The 20,743-nt window shown below is 66.5% G+C and carries 11 protein-coding genes and 2 rRNA genes (1 of these 13 only partly in view); 4 read left to right on the top strand and 9 right to left on the bottom strand.

Annotated elements, in window-relative coordinates:
• Together ISN38_RS09420 and rrf are read left to right on the top strand one after the other, a co-directional pair.
• Window positions 1-2,073: ribosomal RNA gene (locus ISN38_RS09420) — 23S ribosomal RNA — on the top strand (it extends 806 nt beyond the left edge of the window).
• Window positions 2,074-2,243: 170 nt separating this feature from the next.
• Window positions 2,244-2,358, top strand: a 5S ribosomal RNA gene (rrf, locus tag ISN38_RS09415).
• A 507-nt stretch (window positions 2,359-2,865) separates the two neighbouring features.
• Here rrf and ISN38_RS09410 read toward each other — a convergent pair.
• The 8 genes from ISN38_RS09410 to ISN38_RS09375 all read right to left on the bottom strand — a co-directional run bounded on the left by ISN38_RS09410 (window position 2,866) and on the right by ISN38_RS09375 (window position 16,586).
• On the bottom strand, window positions 2,866-4,224 hold the full coding sequence (locus ISN38_RS09410; protein WP_003469358.1) for a substrate-binding domain-containing protein: 1,359 nt from the start codon (window positions 4,222-4,224) through the stop codon (window positions 2,866-2,868).
• Between the two features lie 263 nt (window positions 4,225-4,487).
• Window positions 4,488-5,366: a methylglyoxal synthase gene (locus ISN38_RS09405; RefSeq protein WP_003469360.1), complete on the bottom strand. Its 879-nt coding sequence runs from the start codon at window positions 5,364-5,366 to the stop codon at window positions 4,488-4,490.
• Between the two features lie 137 nt (window positions 5,367-5,503).
• Window positions 5,504-6,559: a glycoside hydrolase family 5 protein gene (locus ISN38_RS09400; protein WP_003469361.1), complete on the bottom strand. Its 1,056-nt coding sequence runs from the start codon at window positions 6,557-6,559 to the stop codon at window positions 5,504-5,506.
• Window positions 6,560-6,762: 203 nt separating this feature from the next.
• The gene (locus ISN38_RS09395) at window positions 6,763-7,806 is read right to left on the bottom strand and encodes a glycoside hydrolase family 5 protein (RefSeq protein ID WP_047324392.1); all 1,044 of its coding nucleotides are present in this window, start codon (window positions 7,804-7,806) and stop codon (window positions 6,763-6,765) included.
• A gap of 295 nt (window positions 7,807-8,101) precedes the next feature.
• Window positions 8,102-9,160, bottom strand: a complete 1,059-nt coding sequence (locus ISN38_RS09390; RefSeq protein ID WP_038238082.1) for a glycoside hydrolase family 5 protein — start codon at window positions 9,158-9,160, stop codon at window positions 8,102-8,104.
• Window positions 9,161-9,909: 749 nt separating this feature from the next.
• On the bottom strand, window positions 9,910-11,400 hold the full coding sequence (locus tag ISN38_RS09385; RefSeq protein ID WP_003469370.1) for an FAD-dependent oxidoreductase: 1,491 nt from the start codon (window positions 11,398-11,400) through the stop codon (window positions 9,910-9,912).
• A gap of 127 nt (window positions 11,401-11,527) precedes the next feature.
• Window positions 11,528-15,985: a glutamate synthase large subunit gene (gene gltB, locus ISN38_RS09380; protein WP_003469373.1), complete on the bottom strand. Its 4,458-nt coding sequence runs from the start codon at window positions 15,983-15,985 to the stop codon at window positions 11,528-11,530.
• A gap of 205 nt (window positions 15,986-16,190) precedes the next feature.
• Window positions 16,191-16,586, bottom strand: coding sequence for an I78 family peptidase inhibitor (locus ISN38_RS09375; protein WP_003469375.1), 396 nt, complete (start codon window positions 16,584-16,586; stop codon window positions 16,191-16,193).
• 151 nt (window positions 16,587-16,737) lie between these two features.
• On the opposite strand from ISN38_RS09375, the gene ISN38_RS09370 reads away from it, so the two are divergent.
• On the top strand, window positions 16,738-17,946 hold the full coding sequence (locus ISN38_RS09370) for a DNA topoisomerase IB (protein ID WP_003469378.1): 1,209 nt from the start codon (window positions 16,738-16,740) through the stop codon (window positions 17,944-17,946).
• A gap of 96 nt (window positions 17,947-18,042) precedes the next feature.
• Here the strand turns inward: ISN38_RS09370 and ISN38_RS09365 are convergent, their stop codons facing one another.
• The gene (locus ISN38_RS09365; RefSeq protein WP_003469381.1) at window positions 18,043-18,399 is read right to left on the bottom strand and encodes a hypothetical protein; all 357 of its coding nucleotides are present in this window, start codon (window positions 18,397-18,399) and stop codon (window positions 18,043-18,045) included.
• A 154-nt stretch (window positions 18,400-18,553) separates the two neighbouring features.
• On the opposite strand from ISN38_RS09365, the gene avrBs2 reads away from it, so the two are divergent.
• Entirely contained in the window at window positions 18,554-20,713 is a 2,160-nt protein-coding gene (avrBs2, locus tag ISN38_RS09360) for a type III secretion system effector avirulence protein AvrBs2 (RefSeq protein ID WP_038238085.1), read from the top strand.
• Window positions 20,714-20,743 lie beyond the last annotated feature (30 nt).

The following is a 20,743-nucleotide window of genomic DNA, read 5'->3' as shown; positions in this document are numbered from 1 at the left end:
ATTTAGGTAGCGCCTCGGACGAATACTGCTGGGGGTAGAGCACTGTTATGGCTAGGGGGTCATCGCGACTTACCAAACCATTGCAAACTCCGAATACCAGTACGTACTATCCGGGAGACACACGGCGGGTGCTAACGTCCGTCGTGAAAAGGGAAACAACCCAGACCCACAGCTAAGGTCCCAAATTCACTGCTAAGTGGAAAACGATGTGGAAAGGCACAGACAGCCAGGAGGTTGGCTTAGAAGCAGCCACCCTTTAAAGAAAGCGTAATAGCTCACTGGTCGAGTCGGTCTGCGCGGAAGATTTAACGGGGCTAAGCAGTGAACCGAAGCTTGGGGTGCATCGCGATAAGCGATGCGCGGTAGAGGAGCGTTCCGTAAGCCGTTGAAGGTGGATTGAGAAGTCCGCTGGAGGTATCGGAAGTGCGAATGCTGACATGAGTAACGATAATGCGGGTGAAAAACCCGCACGCCGAAAGCCCAAGGTTTCCTTGCGCAACGTTAATCGGCGCAGGGTGAGTCGGCCCCTAAGGCGAGGGCGAAAGCCGTAGTCGATGGGAAGCAGGTTAATATTCCTGCACCTCGCGTAAGTGCGATGGAGGGACGGAGAAGGTTAGGTGTACCGGGCGTTGGTTGTCCCGGGGAAAGGCGGTAGGTTTGGATCTTTGGCAAATCCGGGATCCTTTAAGACCGAGCACCGAGACGAGTCTTTTAGACGAAGTCACTGATACCATGCTTCCAGGAAAAGCTCCTAAGCTTCAGCTTACGCAGACCGTACCGTAAACCGACACAGGTGGGTAGGATGAGAATTCTCAGGCGCTTGAGAGAACTCGGGTGAAGGAACTAGGCAACATGGCACCGTAACTTCGGGAGAAGGTGCACCCTTTTTGGCTCTCATGCGAGCTATAGCTGAAGAGGGTCGCAGAAACCAGGCCGCTGCGACTGTTTATCAAAAACACAGCACTCTGCAAACACGAAAGTGGACGTATAGGGTGTGACGCCTGCCCGGTGCTGGAAGGTTAATTGATGGGGTCAGCCGCAAGGCGAAGCTCTTGATCGAAGCCCCAGTAAACGGCGGCCGTAACTATAACGGTCCTAAGGTAGCGAAATTCCTTGTCGGGTAAGTTCCGACCTGCACGAATGGCGTAACGACAGCGGCGCTGTCTCCACCCGAGACTCAGTGAAATTGAAATCGCTGTGAAGATGCAGCGTTCCCGTGGCAAGACGGAAAGACCCCGTGAACCTTTACTATAGCTTTACACTGAACGTTGAGTTCGTCTGTGTAGGATAGGTGGGAGGCTATGAAACCATGGCGCTAGCTGTGGTGGAGCCAACCTTGAAATACCACCCTGTCGTGCTTGACGTTCTAACCTAGGTCCGTTATCCGGATCGGGGACCGTGTATGGTGGGTAGTTTGACTGGGGCGGTCTCCTCCTAAAGAGTAACGGAGGAGCACGAAGGTACGCTCAGCGCGGTCGGACATCGCGCACTGTGTGCAAAGGCATAAGCGTGCTTGACTGCAAGATCGACGGATCAAGCAGGTACGAAAGTAGGTCTTAGTGATCCGGTGGTTCTGTATGGAAGGGCCATCGCTCAACGGATAAAAGGTACTCCGGGGATAACAGGCTGATACCGCCCAAGAGTTCATATCGACGGCGGTGTTTGGCACCTCGATGTCGGCTCATCACATCCTGGGGCTGTAGTCGGTCCCAAGGGTATGGCTGTTCGCCATTTAAAGTGGTACGCGAGCTGGGTTCAGAACGTCGTGAGACAGTTCGGTCCCTATCTGCCATGGGCGTTGGAAGTTTGAGAGGGGCTGCTCCTAGTACGAGAGGACCGGAGTGGACGAACCTCTGGTGTTCCGGTTGTCACGCCAGTGGCATTGCCGGGTAGCTATGTTCGGAAGCGATAACCGCTGAAAGCATCTAAGCGGGAAGCGCGCCTCAAGATGAGACTTCCCGGGGCACAAGCCCCCTTAAGGAACCATGTAGACTACGTGGTTGATAGGTCAGGTGTGTAAGTGCAGCAATGCATTGAGCTAACTGATACTAATGATCCGTGCGGCTTGACCATATAACCTCAAGGTGCTTCTAAGCATCCCTTAGCACGACACACGTCGATAGCTATCCAAACGCTCGCTACGTCACACCCTATGAGAGGCTGGCGCCAGTTGCCGTCTTCCACACAAGCCGCACATCCGTGCCTTGTCCGAAGACACAACCCGGCGACACTCCAACCGTCTCCCTGGTGAAATTAGCGCTGTGGAACCACCCGATCCCATCCCGAACTCGGAAGTGAAACGCAGCTGCGCCGATGGTAGTGTGGCTCAAGCCATGCGAGAGTAGGTCATCGCCAGGGGCTTTACCCCAAATCCCCGTCCCACAAGGACGGGGATTTTTTTTTGCGCGCGATAATCCCAAACACCACACGCCTTGCCGCCGTCACCCACGCGCGCACCTGCGCCTCGCTCCACTTCGACGGCACACCCTCCGCATAAATGCCACCGCCACCCGGCCCGACCCCCACATCCCCCCGCTTGCCGGCCCCGATGCTGCTTCCGGTCTTCCATCGCCGTCTTCGAACTTCAGCTTGTTCAGCTTGCTGCAGCCTTGCTCGCCCACCAGGGCCTTCACATGCGCCCGGCTCACTGGCGCCGCCCCCAATCGCGCGTAAGCGCTGACGACTGCCTGACCCAGCGCGAGCTATACCGATAGCAGCGGCAGTGACCGCGGGTCTGGGTGAGTTCGTTCATGGCGTTCTCCGTTTGAGCAGAGTGGCCATGCGCCCAACGCAGGGTTCTGCAAGGGGTGAATAGGCTCGCGTCGGCGTCGGCGTCGGCGTCAGTTTCAGCGTCTGCCGCGGGACTCAGCGCCCGGCGTCCAGCAACCAGATCTCGACGCGCTCGTTGCGCACCTTGGCCGGCGTATCTTCGCCGCCGAGCAGAGGGCGCGCCGCGCCCAGTCCGCGCGCGCGCTTGACCACGATGCCGCGCTGGGATAGATAGGCGGCGACCACGTCGGCGCGGTCGTTGCTGGCGATGGTCGGATACAGGCGGTTGGCCGTATCCGGTGTGGCGAAGCCGATGACCGCCAAGGCCCGGCCGCGCATCGCCGGCTGTTGCATGAAGGCGATCAGCCGGTCCAGGTCCTGCGCGCTGCGCGCCTCGAACATCGAGTTCAGCGACTGCAGGCTGAAACGCAAGGTGGTGGTCAGGCGGTGGGCGCCGGTGCCGGCCTGCAGGTAGGCATCGGCCTGGCGCGCGTCGCCGCGCGCGCCAGGCGGCTGCGTCGGGTCGGGTGCGATGCTCATCGGGATCGGCCCGATCCGGCGCACGACCTGCTGCGCCTGCGCGCCGACCGCATACAGCGCCAGGCTGCGGCCTAGCGCCGACATCATCTGCCCGCCATACAGGCTGTAGCGCTGCACCAGGGGATAGTCCTCGCCACGGATGCTGGCCGGCGTGGGCAGCACGGCGATGCCGCCGTCGGCGATGGCGAGCGCACGGGTGCCGGCCGGGAGCGGCGTGGTCAGCGCGACGATCGCCAGCGCAGCCGGGTACCCTGCCGCGGCTTGCGCCGTCTCGACCAAGTTGGCATGCAGGCGTTGCGCGGCGGGCTGTGCGCTGCCCGGCAACGACAGGCGTTCGCGTAGAAAATCGCCCAATCCGCTGCGCTCGGCGTTGCGCTGCACTTCGATCGGCAGGTCGGCACCGCCGAGTTGCGACCAGCGCGCCAGCCGCCCGCTCAGGATGTCGCGCAGCTGCGCGACGCTGAGCGAGGTCAACGGATTATCGGCGGCGACCAGCACGCGCACACCATCCAGGGCGACGACGAAGTTCTGGTCCGGCGAGGACAGATCGCCAAGCTGCCAGGCGGCATCGTGTTCGCGCGCATCGGGGACCCGCGCCAGCATCGCCAGTTCGGCGTCGCCGCGGACCAGATCGGCGAAGCCGGCGGCCGAACCGGTGCTGCCGATTTCGACCACCAGCTGTGCATCGTCGCGCAGCGCGGCGATTTCCAGCGTCGCTGGATCGACGCGGCGGCGCTGGATCTGCCGATAGCCGATGCTATGCAGCCAGGATTCGACCAGGGCCGGCATCAGCTGCGCGCCGACGCTGTTGGAGCCGTGCACGCGCAAGCGTTCGGCCTGCTGCGCAGAGACGGATGGGATGGCGTACAGCGCTGCCGCACCTACCAACAGCAGGCGCAAGATGAAACCGGACATCGGATCCCCCCCCGGATCTGGACAGGCGGCAGTGTTGGCGACAGGCGTGACATGGCAGTGACTGTGAGCGCGGTCACGCGATGTGGGTGGTGCTTATGACCTGTGGCGATCGCGCGTGCGCTGTCTCTTTTCGCGGCTAGGGCCGACGCTGCTGGCTGTGGCTTCGCGCCAAAGTTGCGACGCGCATTCCCTGTAATGCGCGTCGCGACTGACGTCGCTCCCACAGCGGGCGAATGGCCTAGGGAAACCACTCGTAACATCGCTCAGGCGGACCGCAGCGCCCGCTTCGCCGCTGCCTGCGCCCAGCGTGCGGCGACCAGCGGCGAGGTGATGCAGACCGCGTTGTCGGTCACCGTGGTCACCGCGCGCTCCAGCAGCTGGATGTCCGCCTCGTGCTGGCGTGCCACGTGCGGATCCTCGAAGAAGATCGCGCGTTGGCAGCGCCGTTCCAGTACGCGGTCGGCGATCTGCGCGTCGCCGCCCATCGGTCCGCTCTGGTAGCGCTGCACCCAATCCTGGCCCTGCGGCCAGCCGCGGCTCCAGGCCAGTTCGTTGAGGCGCAGGCCGGTGGTGCCGGTGGCCACGCGCTGCTCGAAGCGCGACAGCAGCTCGAAATGCTCGCTGGCGAAGGCCAGCATCTGCGGCTTCATCGCATCGTGCGCGATCAGCGCCAGGGTGTGCTGCTCCAGCGCGTGCAGATCGTCGGCGCCGGCGTCGGCCGCCAGCCCGGCGTGCACGCGCTCAATCTCGATCCAGTCGCGGGCGCTGGCAACGGTGGAGATGAAGGGCTTGCCATGGATCACGCATTGGCGCTTGAGCGCGATCGCCTCGGGAAAGATCGATGAGGGATCCACTGGATCGATGAAGTAGATCGTCCCGTCGAGGGTGCGCTCGGCGCCTTCCAGGCCCACCACTTCGGCGACCAACTTCATCAGCCCGCCTTCGCGGCCGAACGGATAGCGCTTGAGTTTCGTGTAGCCCGACAGCCAGCCGGCGCGCGCGATCGCCTCGTGGGTGCGGCCGACCGCGTGCAGGCCGAGCTGCAGTTCGCGGATGCCGGCCTCGCAGACGCGCAGCCAGCGGAACAGGGCGGCGTCCTTGCCCTGGTGGTGCAGTCGGTTGGCGGCCAGACCCAGGCGCATACGTCGATCCGTGCAGAGAAGGAACGACAGTCTGCGCCGGATCGCGGTACGGACTCAATCGCCGGCTATCGCCATCGCCTCTGGCCAGCAGCGAGCAGCCACACATCGCAACACGTTCTTCCAGTCGCCAATCCTGGCTAGTCGAGCATCTGTTTCGCCCGCGTCGACAGCACGCCCATCTGCGGCTTGTCGGTACCGTCCGGGTTGGGCCGCAGGCTGAACGCGTAGTCGATCTTCCACCAGGCGCCGGCCGCCCACGCGGTCCAGCCCATCCACACGTCGGCGTTATCGTGCACATAGCCGAGCATGTCGTCCAGCGCGGCTATGCAGGTGGCATTGCTGCTGGCACCGAATTCGCCGAGGAAGCCCTGGTGGCCGTTGTCGCGCAGCCACTGGGTGAAGCCGCGCAGCTTTTCCGAGCCGATGCTGGCGCTGACGCAATCGGCGCTGGTGCCGCTGTGGTCCTGGTCCAGGTACTGGTGGACTTCGAACACCAGGTTTTCGACCGGATCCTCGATCGACACCATCGATTGCGCGTTGGGCACGCCGTACCAGGTGCTGTTCCAGCTGTGCGCCCCGGTGAACGCGGTGCCCGGCACCATGATCAGGTTATAGGCGCCGGCGCTGCGGATCGCATCGATCGCCAGTTGCGTCGCGGCGGCCCAGTCACCGGAGGAAATGCCGTTGGGTTCGTTCATCAACCCGAAGATCACCGTGTCGTCGTTGCCGAAGGCGATCGCCAGGCGTCGCCACAGATCGGCCAGCACACTGGCCGGCGTGCCGTCGCTGCCGATGCGTACGCCGTTGTACTTGGCGTAGTTGTGCAGGTCCAGGATCACGCGCAGGTTGTGGCTTTTGGCGCGGCTCACCGCAGTGCGCAGATAGCCGAGCTGGGCGGCGTCCAACGCGCCGTTGGCGGTGGGTTGCAGGCGTTCCCACAGGAACGGCAGGCGCACGATGTTCATGCCCTGCGCGGCGACGTAGGCGTAGTCGCTGTCGCTGGGATACAGATAGTCCTTGAAGACCACGCCCGGCTTCCTGGCCGAATTGAATTCCGCGCCGGCCAGGTTGACGCCGGCGTAGCGCACGGGATCCTGCGCGATGGCGGTGGATGCGCAGGCGGCCAGTGCCAGGCACAGCGCCCCGCGCAGCAGCCAGCGCGGGGATGCAATGGAAGGGGAAATGCGTCGCATGGGATTGCCTCATGGAGAAGGACGAACGGACGTGGCCGCCGCACTGTGTGGCGGCGGTCGTCCTGATCGGTGCAATCGGCATGCCAGTGCGGCTGCCGCTCCTCTCCCGAGGCGGTACGTGTATGGCGCAGCTGCGTCGACAGACGCTGCGGCGCGCCATGGTGCGCGCCACGATCGGCGGCGCGCGTGCAGCGAAGGGCGTGTCAGCGCGTGATGCGCTTCGCCCTGGCCGACAGGATCGACATCTGCGGTTTTTCGCGGCCATCCACATCGGGCTGCAGGTTGAACGGATAGTGCACGTTCCACCGGGCGCCGCCGGCCCAGGCGGTCCACCCCCACCACAGCCTGCTGTTCTGTTCGATGTAGCCGAGCATGTCGTTCAGCGCTTGCTGGCAAACAGGATGGTGGCTAGCGGCGAATTCGCCCAGGAAGCCGATGTGCTTGGTCTTGAGCAACCAGTTGGTGAAGCCGACCAGGCGTTTTGTAGCGGCGCTGGGACTTACGCAGGCAACGCTGGTCCCGCTGGAATCGGGGTCCAGATACTGATGCACTTCGATAGCGGTGCGCTGGAGCGGGTCGTACAGCGAGGCCAGCGCGGTGGCATTGGATTCGCCGTTGACGGTCGAATACCAACTGTGCGCGCCGCTCCATAATGCACCCGGCACCATGATCAGATTGCGCGCACCGGCGGCGCGGATCGTGTCCACTGCGGACTGCGCGGCGGCAGCCCACAGTCCGGGCGAGATGTCGTGGGGCTCGTTCATCAGCCCGAAGACCACGTTGTCGTCGTCCTTGAACTCCCAGGCCAGACGTTGCCACAGGTCGCTGAAGGTCTTGATCGGCACGGCCGTGCTGCCGATCTTGCGCTCGTAGTAGCTGGCGTAGTTGTGGATATCCAGGATCAGGCGCATGTGATGCGCCCTGGCCTGCAAGGCCGCCGCCTTGATCAACGCCAACTGCGCGATGTCCAGCTGGCCCTGTGGGGTGGGCTGCAGGCGCTCCCACAACACCGGCAGGCGCACGATGTTCATGCCCTTGCCGGCGAAATAGGCGTAGTCGGCAGCGCTGGGATAGAAGTAGTCGACGTTGAGCACGCCGGGCTTTTGGCTGGATCTGACCTCCGCGCCGGACAGATTGACCCCGGCGAATTTCAGCACGCTTTGTGCGTGCAGCTGAGGCAGCACGGCGAGCAGGAAAAGCAGCAGTGCCAGGCGCAGCGCGCCCAGGCAAGAGGGTGAACGAGACATGGGTGGCGTCCTTCTGCATCAATGGGGGAATCGGCCAAGCACAGCGTGAAACGGCCGAACTGATGGCAAATGGTGTGCTTACGTCCCACCGTAGTGCATTCGTGGCCTCGCCACTACGACCAACCTGCGTGCGTGCGCGGATTTGTGTTGGGCTTTGCACGGCCAACGCGGACTGGTTCTCTGTCGATCGCCGCCACCGCATGCATGTGGCAACCGCTGCGTCGCATGCGTGATCTGTGTCGCCCACGCTTGCAGCGACGGCGTGCCGGACGCTGCGCCCGGCACGCCTGCCGGCTCATTTCCCGGTGATCTTGCGCGCGTGCTTGGACAGGATCGACATCTGCGGCTTGTCGCTGCCGTCCTTGTTCGGCTGCACGTTGAATGGATAGTCGTTCTTCCACCACGCGCCGGCCGCCCACCAGGTCCAGCCGACGATCACGTCCTTGTTCTGCTCGATGTAGCTGAGCATGCCTTCCAGCGCCTGGTTGCAGACGGGCGTATCGGCGGTGGCGAACTCGCCGATGAAGCCGACCTTCTTGTTCTCGCGCAGCCAGCTGACGAAGCCGGCCAGTTTCTCGGCGCCGGCGCCGGCGCTGACGCATTCGCCCTTGGTGCCGCTGTTGTCCTTGTCGAAGTACTGGTGCGCTTCGAAGGCCATGCGATTGCCCGGATCCTTCAGCGGCTGCAGCGCCACCGCATTGGAGGTGCCGTAGTAGGTGCTGCGCCAGCTGTGCGCGCCGGTGTAGGCGGTGCCGGGCACCAGCACCAAGTTCTTGGCGCCGGCCTTGCGGATGGCGTTGATCGCCGCTTGCGCGGCTGCCGCCCAGTCGGTGGAGGAGACCGCGTTGGGCTCGTTCATCAGGCCGAAGATCACCGTGTCGTCGTTTTTGAACTCGGTCGCCAGGCGCCGCCACAGGTCGGCGAACACCTCGGCCGGCGCGCCGTCGCTGCCGATCAGCGCGCCGTTGTACTTGGCGTAGTTGTGCGGGTCCAGGATCAGGTGCAGGCCGCTGGCCTTGGCCTGCGCCACCGCCTTCTTGATCTGCGCCAGCTGCGCGGGATCGAACTCGCCCTTGGCGGTGGGCTGCAGGCGTTCCCACAGGAACGGCAGGCGCACGATGTTCATGCCCTTGCCGGCGAAGTAGCTGTAGTCCGCCGGACCCGGATAGGTGTAGTCCTTGTACAGCGTGCCCGGCTTCTTGCCGGAATTGAATTCGGCGCCGGACAGGTTGACGCCCGCGTACTTGAGCACGCTTTTGCCGTCCTGGGCGGACACGCTGAAGGTGGCGGCGAGCAGCAACACGGTGGGAGCGACGAGGCGACGCCGCGACGACCAGAGAGAGGAAAGCGACATGGGAAAGCGTCCTTGGGGGAGGGGAGGATGCCGTTTTGCCATCGGGGGAAGCAGCCGGCGGTGCAAGGGTGCGCGGATCGCACCCGCGCGGCCAGCCTAGGCGTTTGCGCGTTAGTGCCTCATTCACTCCCGCGAAAAACTGCGTTGCGCTTGCCGCGGTTTAGATGAACTCGCTGCTGCGTTGTGCATGGGGCGACGGCATGGTTTTGAGTTGCCTGCGGGAGCGGCGACGGTCCCACTGGGCGCTTCTGTAGGAGGGGCTTCAGCCCCGACAAGCGGGCGAAACCGCATGGTTTGCGACTTCGTTCGTCGCGGCTGAAGCCGCTCCCAGAGGGGTCTTCTGCGACTGATAGGTGCACTTGTAGGCGGGGTTTCCGCCCCGATAGCTAGCCGAGACGGCGCGGTTTCGGACTCCGCTCGTCGCGGCTGAAGCCGCTCCTACAGGGGGACCGCGGTGCCTGATGCGTGCGCTTGTGGGAGAGGCTTCAGCCCCGACAGGTAGCCGAACCACGCGGGTCCCGATTTTGCTTGTCGCGGCTTAAGCCGCTCCTACAAGGGGCCGCGGTGCCTGATGCGTGCACTTGTGGGAGGGGCTTCAGCCCCGACCCGACCATGCCGGCGCCGCTGGGTGCGACTGCTGCCGTGCCCAGCATGAGTGCGGCGGCATCGCCGTCAATCCGCGCAAACCTTCTGCCCGGCCGCGCGCAGCCGGGCATGCAACGACGTCGCTTAGGTGCGCTCGATCTCGCTCAGGCCGCGGCCTGGGTGGTCACCGGCAGGCGGTTGCCGATCCATTCGGCGATGCTGGCAGCCGCGTCGCGGCCTTCGGCCACCGCGGTCACCACCAGGTCCGCGCCGCGCACCGCATCGCCGCCGGCGAACAGCTTCGGGTTGGTGGTCTGGTATGGCAGGCGGGCGCTGCCATCGGGATCGTTGCCGCCGGCCAGGATGCGGCCGTTGGCGGTGCCTTCCACGCCCTGCGCGGCCAGCCATTCGGGCACGCTCGGCGAGAAGCCGAAGGCGATGATGACCACGTCCGCGTCCAGCAGCGATTCGCTGCCTTCGATCGGCACCGCGGCCTGGCGCCCACGCGCATCGGGTTCGCCCAAGCGGGTCTGCACCACGCGCACGCCGGCCAGCTTGCCGCTGGCATCGGCTTCCACCGCCAGCGGCTGGCGGTTGAACAGGAAGCGCACGCCTTCCTCGCGCGCGTTGGCCACTTCGCGCGCCGAGCCGGGCATGTTGGCCTCGTCGCGGCGATAGGCGCAGGTGACCTTGGCCGCACCCAGGCGGATCGCGCTGCGCACGCAGTCCATGCCGGTGTCGCCGCCGCCGAGCACCACCACGCGCTTGCCGCTCAGGTCCGGCAGCGCGATGGTGTCTTCCCAGCCGGCGATCGGCCTGCCCCACGGGTCGTTGCCGCCGACGATGCGGCTGTTCTGCACCAGGAACGGCAGCGCCGGCAGCACGCCGGGCAGGTCCTGGCCGGCCAGGCCGCCGTCGGTGTAGCGGTAGGCGCCAGTGCCGAGGAACACCGCGTCGTAGTCGCCGAGCAGTTGCTCCAGGCTCACGTCGCGGCCGATCTCCACGCCCAGGCGGAACTCCACGCCCATGCCTTCGAGCACCTCGCGGCGCTTGCCGATCACGCTCTTGTCGAGCTTGAAACTGGGGATGCCGAACTGCAGCAGGCCGCCGATCTGTTCGTAGCGGTCGTAGACCACCGCATGGATGCCGGCGCGGGCCAGGCGGTCGGCGCAGCTGAGCCCGGCCGGGCCGGCACCGATCACCGCCACGCGCTTGCCGGTGGCCTGGACCTGGCTCAGGTCCGGGCGCCAGCCGTTGTGGAGCGCGGTATCGACGATGTATTTCTCCACCGCGCCGATGGTGACCGCGCCGAACTCCTCCAGCGTGCAGCTGCCTTCGCACAGACGGTCCTGCGGGCACACCCGGCCGCACACTTCCGGCAGCGGGTTGGTGCTGTGGCACAGAGCCGCGGCTTCCTCGATGCGGTTCTCCTGCACCAGCTGCAGCCACTGCGGAATCGCGTTGTGCACCGGGCATTTCCAGCTGCAGTACGGATTGCCGCAATCCAGGCAGCGCCCTGCCTGGTACTGCGCGTCGGCCTTGTCGAACTTGCCGTACAGCTCGTTCCAGTCGCCGGACGTACGCAGCTCCACCGGGATGCGCTGCGGCATCTGCCGGGGCAGGTCGAGGAACTGGAAGGCTTGCTTGCGGCTCATAAAAAATTCCGTGGCGTAATCCCTTCTCCCCCTGGGAGAAGGTGCCCCGAAGGGGCGGATGAGGGTACGGCGCGCGCAGCGCCCTCGCGTCCCCCCTCTCCCAAAACCAGGAGAGGGGAGGCAATCATCAAGCAGCGCGCCGCAACGACTCGGTCAGCGACTCGATGCTCGCCGCTTTCGGCTTGACCAGCCAGAACTTGCCGACGTAGTCGCGGAATTCGTCGAGGATCTGCTGCGCCCAAATGCTGCCGGTCAGTTCGCGGTGGCGGCTGATCAGCTTGTGCAGGTGCTGGCGATGGCTCTCGAAGCCTTCGGCGGAGATGCGATGGATGTCGATCAGCTCGTGGTTGTAGCGGTCGACGAAATCGCGGTCCACGTCGAGCACGTAGGCCAGCCCGCCGGTGAAGCCGGCGCCGAAGTTCAGCCCGACCTTGCCCAGCACCAGCACGATGCCGTCGGTCATGTACTCGCAGCAATGGTCGCCGGCGCCCTCGATCACCGCCAGCGCGCCGGAGTTGCGCACGCCGAAGCGCTCGCCGGCGCGGCCGGCGGCGTACAGCTCGCCGCCGGTGGCGCCGTACAGGCAGGTGTTGCCGATGATCGCGGTGCTGCGCGCCTCGAAGCGCGCGCCGCGCGGCGGACGCACCACCAGGCGGCCGCCGGCCATGCCCTTGCCGACGTAGTCGTTGGCCTCGCCTTCCAGCTCCAGTTGCAGGCCGCCGGCGTTGAACGCGCCGAAGCTCTGCCCGGCCGAGCCGCGGAAACGCAGGCTCAGCGGCGCGTCGTCCATGCCGTGGTTGCCGTGCACGCGGGCGACGGCGCCGGACAGGCGCGCGCCGATCGAGCGGTCGGTGTTGTGGATCAGGAAGCGATGGTCGCCGCCGGTCTTGTTGGCGATCGCGTCGGCGAGCAGGCCGTCCATCTGCGTGGCCAGGCTGTCCGGCGATTCGTACAGGCGCTGCGCGGCGCAGTGGCCGCCGTCGTAGTGCACGTTCTCGAGCAGCCGCGACAGGTTCACGCGCACGCCTTCGCGCGGCGACACGTCCAGTTGCTGCAGCAGCTCGGTGCGGCCGATGATCTCGTCCAGCGAGCGCGCGCCCAGGTACGACAGCCATTGCCGCACTTCTTCGGACAGCAGCCTGAAGAAATTCTCCACGCGCTCGGGCAGGCCGGTGAAGTAGTTGGCGCGCAGGCGTTCGTCCTGGGTGGCCACGCCGGTGGCGCAGTTGTTGAGGTGGCAGATGCGCAGGTACTTGCAGCCGAGCACGATCATCGGGCCGGTGCCGAAGCCGAAGCTGTCGGCGCCCAGGATCGCGGCCTTGACCACGTCCAGGCCGGTCTTCAGGCCGCCATCGGTCTGCAGGATGGTGCGGTCGCGCAGGTCGTTGGCGACCAGCGCCTGGTGCGACTCGGCCACGCCCAGTTCCCACGGCACGCCGGCATAGCGGATCGAGCTGACCGGGCTGGCGCCGGTGCCGCCGTCGTGGCCGGACACGGTGATCAGGTCGGCGCCGGCCTTGACTACGCCGGCGGCGATGGTGCCCACGCCGGCATGGCTGACCAGCTTCACCGACACCAGCGCGGTCGGATTGACCTGCTTGAGGTCGTAGATCAGCTGCGCGAGGTCTTCGATCGAATAGATGTCGTGGTGCGGCGGCGGCGAGATCAGGCCGATGCCCGGCCTGGCGTAGCGCAGCCGCGCGATCAGCTCGTTGACCTTGTGCCCGGGCAGTTGGCCGCCTTCGCCGGGCTTGGCGCCCTGCGCGACCTTGATCTGCAGCACTTCGGCGTTGACCAGGTACTCCGGGGTGACGCCGAAGCGGCCGGAGGCCACCTGCTTGATCTTGGAGCGCTTCTCGGTGCCGTAGCGCGCCGGATCTTCGCCGCCTTCGCCGGAATTGCTGCGCCCGCCGAGGCGGTTCATCGCGATCGCCAGCGCTTCGTGCGCCTCGGGCGACAGCGCGCCCAGGCTGATCGCGGCAGTGTCGAAGCGGCGCAGCAGGTCCGAGGCCGGGGCGACTTCATCCAGCGGGGTCGGTACCTCGGCGCGCCTGAGCTGCAGCAGGTCGCGCAACGCCGACGGCGGGCGCGCATGCACCGCCTCGGCGTACGCGGCCCAGTCGGCCTGCTCGCCGCTGCGCGTGGCGCGCTGCAGGGTCATGACCACGTCCGGGTTGTACATGTGGTACTCGCCGCCGTGCACGTACTTCAGCAGCCCGCCCACTTCCGGCTTCAGCAGATCGTTCCAGGCGCGCGCGTTCAGCTGCCGCGCCTCGGTGTCCAGCCGCGCCAGGTTCACCCCGCCGATGCGCGAGGCGGTGTCCGGGAAGCACAGCTGGACCACGTCCGGGTCCAGTCCGACGATCTCGAACAGCTGCGCGCCGCGGTAGCTGGCGATGGTGCAGATGCCCATCTTGGAGATGATCTTGGACAGGCCCTTGTAGACGCCCTTGCGGTACTTGCGGCCGATCTGCGCCTGTTCGCCGCCGGTCTTCAGCAGCAGGATGCCGCGCCGGCCCAGGTCGAACAGGGTCTGGTAGGCCAGGTACGGATACACCGCGGTGGCGCCGAACCCGAGCAGGCAGGCCATGTGGTGCGGGTCGCGCGCGGTGCCGGTCTCGATGATCAGGTTGGCGTCGCAGCGCAGGCCGGCGCGCGACAGATGGTGGTGCACCGCGCCGGTGGCCAGCAGCGCATGCGCCATCGGCCGCTCCGGCACCGGGTAGCGGTCGGTCAGCAGCAGCATGACCTTGCCGTGGCGCACCGCCTGCTCGGCCTGCGCGCAGATCCGTTCCAGGCCGGCCTTGAGGCCTTCCTCGACGCTGTAGGACAGGTCGATCTGCGCGTTGCGGGTCTGGTACTGCTCCATCTTCAGCAGCTGGCGCAGCTTGCGCTGGCTGAGCACCGGCGAGTTGAGGATGACGTGGTTCACCGTCTCCGGGCCGGCGTGGAAGATGTTGGTCTCCTTGCCGAGCTGGGTGGTCAGCGACATCACGCAGTCTTCCCGCAGCGGATCGATCGGCGGGTTGGTGACCTGCGCGAACGCCTGGCGGAAGTAGTCGTACAGCGGCCGGGTGTGGCGGCTGAGCACCGCCATCGGGGTGTCGTCGCCCATCGAGCCGGTGGCTTCCTGCTCGGTCTCGGCCAGCGGCCGCAGCACCTGCTCCACTTCCTCGGTGCTGAGCTGGAACAGCTTGTGGTAGCTGCGCAGGGTGCGCTCGTCGAACGGCTCCTCGACCAGCGAGGGGTCGATCAGTTCGGTCTGCAGGTAGGTCACGCCCTGCTGCAGCCACTGCTTGTACGGGGCGCGGCCGCGGTTGATGCGGTCGATGGCGTCCGAATCGAGCAGATCGCCGCGCTTGAGATCGATCGCCATCATCTCGCCCGGGCCGAGCTTGCCCTTGCGGGTCACGCGCTCGGCCGGCAGTTCCCACACGCCGGCCTCGGAGGCGACCAGGAAATGGCGGTCGGAGGTCAGCATCCAGCGCGCCGGGCGCAGACCGTTGCGGTCGAGCATGCACGCCGCGTAGCGGCCGTCGCAGGCGACGATGCCGGCCGGGCCGTCCCACGGCTCGGTGTTGAGCCCGTAGAACTCGTAGAACGCGGCCAAGTCGGCGTCCTTGAACTCCAGCGACTGGGTCGCCGGCGGTACCAGGATGCGCAGCGCCTGCAGCAGGTCCATGCCGCCGGCGACCAGCAGTTCGAGCATGTTGTCCAGGCTCTGCGAGTCCGAGCCGTGCATCGAGATCACCGGGTCGAACTCGGCGATGTCGAAGCGTGGGGTCTTCCACACCTTGCTGCGCGCCTGCGCCCAGTGCCGGTTGCCCTCGATGGTGTTGATCTCGCCGTTGTGCGCGAGCAGCCGGAACGGGTGCGCCAGCGGCCAGCGCGGCAGCGTGTTGGTCGAGAAGCGCTGGTGGAACACGATCGCGCTGGAGGCCAGGTCGCTGCGCTGCAGGTCGGGGTAGAAGGTGCTGAGCTTGTCCGGCAGCACCATGCCCTTGTAGCTGATGCCGCTGGGCGAGAGCGTTGTGACGTAGAAGTCGGCGATGTCGCGCAGGCGCTGCTCGGCGCGGCGGCGCGCCAGGAATAGGGCCAGGGCGAAGCCGTCCTCGCTGTGCTCGGCGCCGGCATCGACGAACACCTGCTCGATGTGCGGCAAGGTATCCCTGGCCAGCTGCCCGCACACCGAATCGTCGGTGGGGGTAACCCGCCAGCCGCGCGGCTGCGTGCCGGCGCGGCGCAGTTCCTCTTCCAGAACCTGGCGGCAGCGTGCGGCGCCGTCCACGTCGTCGCGCGGCATGAACACCTGGCCGGCGGCGAAGCGCGCGCCCACCGCGATGCCGGCGTCGCCCGCCAGCGCGCGCAGGAACGCATCCGGTTTGCGGATCAGCAGGCCGCAGCCGTCCCCGGTCAGGCCGTCGGCGGCGACGCCACCACGGTGGGTCATCCGCGACAGCGCGGCAATGGCGGTATCCACCAAGGCCCGTGAGGGTTGGTCATCGAGTTGCGCGACCATGCCGAAACCACAGGCATCGCGCTCGTCTTGGGGGTCGTAGAGCCCGTGGCGGTTGCGGGGGGCCATGTCTGCCTCTGAAAAGCGATCCGAAGGAACGCGGCGACACTCGCCCCCGCTCGATCCTGGAGCGCATCTTGAGGTCACCGGAACATCGACTACACCACATGTTGGTGCGGTGCCGCAATACACAGTTGCAGCTGCAACCGTGGTGGCAGCAGCCGCCGTGTCGCCGCCGCCGTGCGCACCGTGCGCAAGTGCCGCCGGACGGGCCTCAGCCGCAGCGGACACCGGTGATCTGGTTCTTGGCATCGACCTCGATGTTGAGCCGTTCGCCGTCGAATTCCATGGTCACCACCTGGTTCGGCTTGAGCACGCGCAGGCTCTTGGCGCCGGTGTCGCTGCGCGCCTGGTCCAGCAACGCCTGTTCGGCGGCCTGGCCGACCAGGCCCTGGGCCTGCGAGGCATCGCAACTGCCCACCGGCGGCGGCTCCGGCGCGCTGGCCGGATCCGGCGCGGCGGCCCGTTGCGCGGCGGCCTGGGCCTTGGCCGCCACCTGTTCCTGCTCGTCCGGCGCCTGCGCGGTACACGCGGCCAAGGCCAGCGCCAGACACGCCGTGCCCAACAGGCCGGCACGCGCGGGCGCACGAGAAGAAAGGAAAGTGCTCATCGAGGCTCCTGGTGGGTGGAGGGGGGACAGGTCCAGCATAAGCGCAGAAGAATCGGACAAGTCGCGTTCGCCGCACGTTAACCAGCCGCCGTTGACGCGGCTTAGGCGGTGCGCTGCCGACAATCCCGTCTCCTCACCCGCCGGCATCCCGATGTCCAACGCGTCCCGCACCACCGCCGCCACCGAAGCGGCCCGCGCGCTGCAGGCCAGGCAGGCCGCCCACAGCGCCGGCCTGGTCTATGTCAGTGACGAAGAGCCCGGCATCGCTCGCCGCCGCGCCGGCACCGGCTTCGGCTACCGCCTGCCCGGCGGCAGCGCGGTGCGCGATGCGCAGACCTTGCAGCGCATCCGGCAGCTTGCGATCCCGCCGGCCTATACCGAGGTATGGATCTGCACCAAGCCCAACGGCCATGTGCAGGCCACCGGCCGCGACGCGCGGAGGCGCAAGCAGTACCGCTACCACGCCGACTGGGCGCAGGTGCGCGGCGACGGCAAGTTCGAGCGGATCATCGCCTTCGGCCAGGCCTTGCCGCGCTTGCGCCGGCGCCTGCGCCGCGACCTGGCGTTGCCCGGCTACCCGCGCGACAAGGTGCTGGCGATGGTGGTGGCGCTGATGGCCGAGACCCTGGTCCGCGTCGGCAATGCCGAATACGCGCGCAGCAACCGCTCCTATGGCCTCACCACGCTGCGCAACCGGCACCTGGAATTCGTCAAGGGCGGCCGCGCGCGGCTGAAGTTCCGCGGCAAGGGCGGGCAGGAGCACGACATCGAGGTCGACGACGCGCATCTGGTCAAGCTGATTCGCGGCTGCCAGCAATTGCCCGGGCAGGCGCTGTTCCAGTACCGCGACGACGACGGCCAGCTGCAGCCAGTGGATTCGGGCGAGGTCAACGACTATCTGCGCGAGGCGATGGGCGAGCACTTCACCGCCAAGGACTTCCGCACCTGGGGCGGGACCCGCGCCGCGCTGCAGCGGCTGGCGCAGCTGCCCCTGCCCGAACCCGGCAGCGAGCGCGCGCTGAAACTGGCGCAGAACGCGGTGATCCGCGAGGTGGCCGATGCGCTGGGCAATACCCCGGCGGTGTGCCGCAAGGCCTACATCGACCCATGCGTGTTTGAAGGGTGGCGCTGCGGCGACCTGCACGGCCTGTGCGAACGCGTGCGCGGCGAGCGGCAGTGGGATATGGCGACGCTGAAGTACCTGGTGCGGGCGCGTGCTGCGACCCGCAAGAGCGTCAAAACAGCCAAGGCCACAACTTCCAGGCAGGCGGGTCCCGCGGTGGCAGTGGCGAAAGCATCCAAGTCGGCATCGCCGCGTCGGCCCGGCAAGCGCGCGCCTGCCGCGCGCCCGCGCAGCTGAGGCAAGCGCGGACACCGCTGCGTGCGGCAGCGCCGTCGCTGCCGCGGGGGCGACGCCCCGATGCGGCCTGCGCCGCTCACCCGGCGCCGTGCGCCATCAACCGCAATACAGCGTGGTGATGTTGTTGTACGGACCGACCTCGATGGTCAGGCGCTCACCGCCGTTCTCGCCGGCGCCGCGGGACGCGCTGTCCACGCCGCTGGAGGTGGCGCCGCTGTGGCCGACGCTGCTGTTCACCACCTGCACCTTCAGGCTGTCGCTGTCGACGCGGGCGCGTTCCAGGGTGGTCTTCGCGGCGGCCAGGCCGACCGCGCCGCGGACCTTGTCGACGTGGCACTGGCCGGAGATGACGCCGTCGATCGGCTGCACCTGGGCGACCTGGGTGGTGCTGCAGGCGCCTAGCAGCAGGCTGGCGGCGAGCGCGACGGCGGGGGCGAGCGGATGGCGGATCATGGACGGTTCCTGTTGAGAATGACGCAAGCGTGTCGCGGCGGATGTTGGCGCGGCATGAAGCGCGCTTCGCAGATGGTACGCGCGGCTTCGCCTCTGTCGCGAATTGTCATATTGCATGCGGAGTATTAGCGGCCCGTCGTTCTGTGAGGTTGCCATGCGCGTTTCGTACCCCGCTGCTGCTGCACCAACAACTACGGTGAAAACCGCCGAGGCTCCTTTCGTCGATACCGCGACGGTGTCCACGCCGATGGCCGCCGCGCCTTCCGGGCTGGCGGGACGGCCACGGCCGCGCTTGCCCAACGCCGGCGCCCCGCCGCTGGTGCCGCTGCCGGATGCCGGCGGCAAGCGCGCCCCAGCGCCGCTGGTGGCGCTGGATGGGGATTTCTCCAAGGACCGCCGGGTCGAAATAGACGCCCGGCAGGTCACCGTGCACGCGTTGCAGACCAGGCTGGGAACACTGAGCGCCGACGCCGGGGTGGCACTGAAACCGGGCAGTGTCGCGGCGCAGTTCGCTGCCGGCACATTGACCCCTGTCTATCTGGATCCGCCCGCTTTTCGCGCGATGGCCAAAAGCCTGTCCGGCCAGGGCGCGGGCCGCAAGACGGAGCCGCTGCTGGTGGATGAGCAGGGTCAGCGCATCGTGTTCGACCTGGAGCGCGCCTTCGTCCCAGGTGACCGCCTCAGTGACGAGGCGACCTCTGCGCTGGGCAAGGCGCTGGATCTGCCCGCGCAGGGCCTGAAAAATCCCGACTGGCTCCAGCCTGCCGCGCAATCCAGGACGTCACGCCGGCAATTGCAGAAAGTCCCGCGCTATAAAGGCCATGAGATCCCCGCACAGAACGGCGGTGCCGGTTTCTACAAGCCCAACGACCATCGCCTGCTGGGCGACAAGCGCGAGGTGGTGAGCAAGCAACTGCCCGAGTTCGTGCATGCGAACTATGTCCAGGCAGAAAGCACCAAGGCGCTGGGCAAGGACGTGATGGTGCATCGCGGCTTGTTCGACACCCATGCCGGCATCCCGGAAAATTCCCTCGCCGCGATCGAGCACGCTTACGCCGAGGGCTATCGCACCCTCGAACTGGATGTGCAGGTGAGCGCCGAAGGCGTGCCGGTGCTGTTGCACGATTTCGCGATCGGGCGCACCACGGACGACTCCGAAAATCGCCTGGCCACGCAGGTGAAATATGCCGAATTGCAGGACAAGCGCCTGGTCATCCGCAATCCGATGGACGGCAATTTCGTCAGTACCAACCAACGCATCGCCGGCATCGAACCGATGTTGGACAACGTATTGCGCACCAAGCCCGGCATGTCGGTGGTGCTGGATTGCAAGGAACACATCGCCGAGAACGTGGCGCTGATGCTGATCCGGCGCCCGCAACTGCGCCCGATCACCGCGCTCAAGCTGTATTCCGTCGCCTACAAGGGCGGTTTCGACGAATTCTTCTCCAATCTGTGCGAGAAGCTGCAGATCAATCCGCTGCATTCCCAAGATCAGCCGCGCCGCGACAAGCTGCGGCGCGATCTGAGCCAGATCAAAGTGGTGCCGCTGCTGATCGAGGACACGCTCAAGGACACCCAGTTGCGCGCGTTGTTCCCCGCTGCCGAGGACACGACAGGGCTGGCCGATACCGCCACCCACTGGATGCAGAGCTGGAACAACATGCGTCCGATCATTGCCGAGATGATGATCGTCGATCCCGACAGCGACGCCGGCAAGGCCATGCAACTGACGCAGGAACGCTTGCGGCAGCCAGGTTCAGGCTACGAAAAAGCGGCCTTCAGCTCCGCATACCGCTACGAGGATTTCTCGATCCCGCGTTCTGGCGGCCAACGCGACTACTACACCTGGGGCGTCTTCGGCGAGATCAATCCGGTTCCCAGCAGCGGCTTCGAGCCGCAGCGCGGCACCGCCGGCGCGTTTCGCGAGCGTGGCGAAAGCGTGCTAACCGACCAGCCGGGCGAAGAAGTGCTGGCGCTGCGCGAGAAGCGCACGTTGCCGCGCGGGCATACCGGGCTGGAGTTGGACGTGCCACCTGACGCTCCGCTCGATCGCAATCGCGATGCTGACATTGTCCAGGAACGTCGCAAGCAGTTCATGGAGGCCAAGCAGCCACTCGATGAGGTGCATATCCAGGCGGCGCGCGATGGGGCGAGGCTGGATCAAGGTGCGTCCCTGCAGCTGCCACCGGCGGCACGGCAGGCCATCGACAAGCAGGCCGAAGCGCTGGGCCTGTTGACCGACCGCTATCGTGGCGCGCCGGTGAGCCATTATCTCAACGAGCAGGCCAAGCAGACCGGGCCGGAGGAATAGCGCCGCGCCGCCGCCGCGGTGCAGGCGAGT

Origin of the sequence: Xanthomonas translucens pv. undulosa, from assembly GCF_017301775.1 — a bacterium.
GTDB lineage: Bacteria > Pseudomonadota > Gammaproteobacteria > Xanthomonadales > Xanthomonadaceae > Xanthomonas_A > Xanthomonas_A translucens.
Note: the sequence above shows the minus strand (reverse complement) of the source record. Positions and strands in the feature narration are given on the sequence as shown.

Excerpts from the sequence above, each read along its gene's own strand:
- ISN38_RS09410 (WP_003469358.1), bottom strand. The coding sequence starts at position 4,224 with ATGTCCGGTTTCATCTTGCGCCTGCTGTTGGTAGGTGCGGCAGCGCTG.
- ISN38_RS09405 (WP_003469360.1), bottom strand. The coding sequence starts at position 5,366 with ATGCGCCTGGGTCTGGCCGCCAACCGACTGCACCACCAGGGCAAGGAC.
- ISN38_RS09400 (WP_003469361.1), bottom strand. The coding sequence starts at position 6,559 with ATGCGACGCATTTCCCCTTCCATTGCATCCCCGCGCTGGCTGCTGCGC.
- ISN38_RS09395 (WP_047324392.1), bottom strand. The coding sequence starts at position 7,806 with ATGTCTCGTTCACCCTCTTGCCTGGGCGCGCTGCGCCTGGCACTGCTG.
- ISN38_RS09390 (WP_038238082.1), bottom strand. The coding sequence starts at position 9,160 with ATGTCGCTTTCCTCTCTCTGGTCGTCGCGGCGTCGCCTCGTCGCTCCC.
- ISN38_RS09385 (WP_003469370.1), bottom strand. The coding sequence starts at position 11,400 with ATGAGCCGCAAGCAAGCCTTCCAGTTCCTCGACCTGCCCCGGCAGATG.
- gltB (WP_003469373.1), bottom strand. The coding sequence starts at position 15,985 with ATGGCCCCCCGCAACCGCCACGGGCTCTACGACCCCCAAGACGAGCGC.
- ISN38_RS09375 (WP_003469375.1), bottom strand. The coding sequence starts at position 16,586 with ATGAGCACTTTCCTTTCTTCTCGTGCGCCCGCGCGTGCCGGCCTGTTG.
- ISN38_RS09370 (WP_003469378.1), top strand. The coding sequence starts at position 16,738 with ATGTCCAACGCGTCCCGCACCACCGCCGCCACCGAAGCGGCCCGCGCG.
- ISN38_RS09365 (WP_003469381.1), bottom strand. The coding sequence starts at position 18,399 with ATGATCCGCCATCCGCTCGCCCCCGCCGTCGCGCTCGCCGCCAGCCTG.
- avrBs2 (WP_038238085.1), top strand. The coding sequence starts at position 18,554 with ATGCGCGTTTCGTACCCCGCTGCTGCTGCACCAACAACTACGGTGAAA.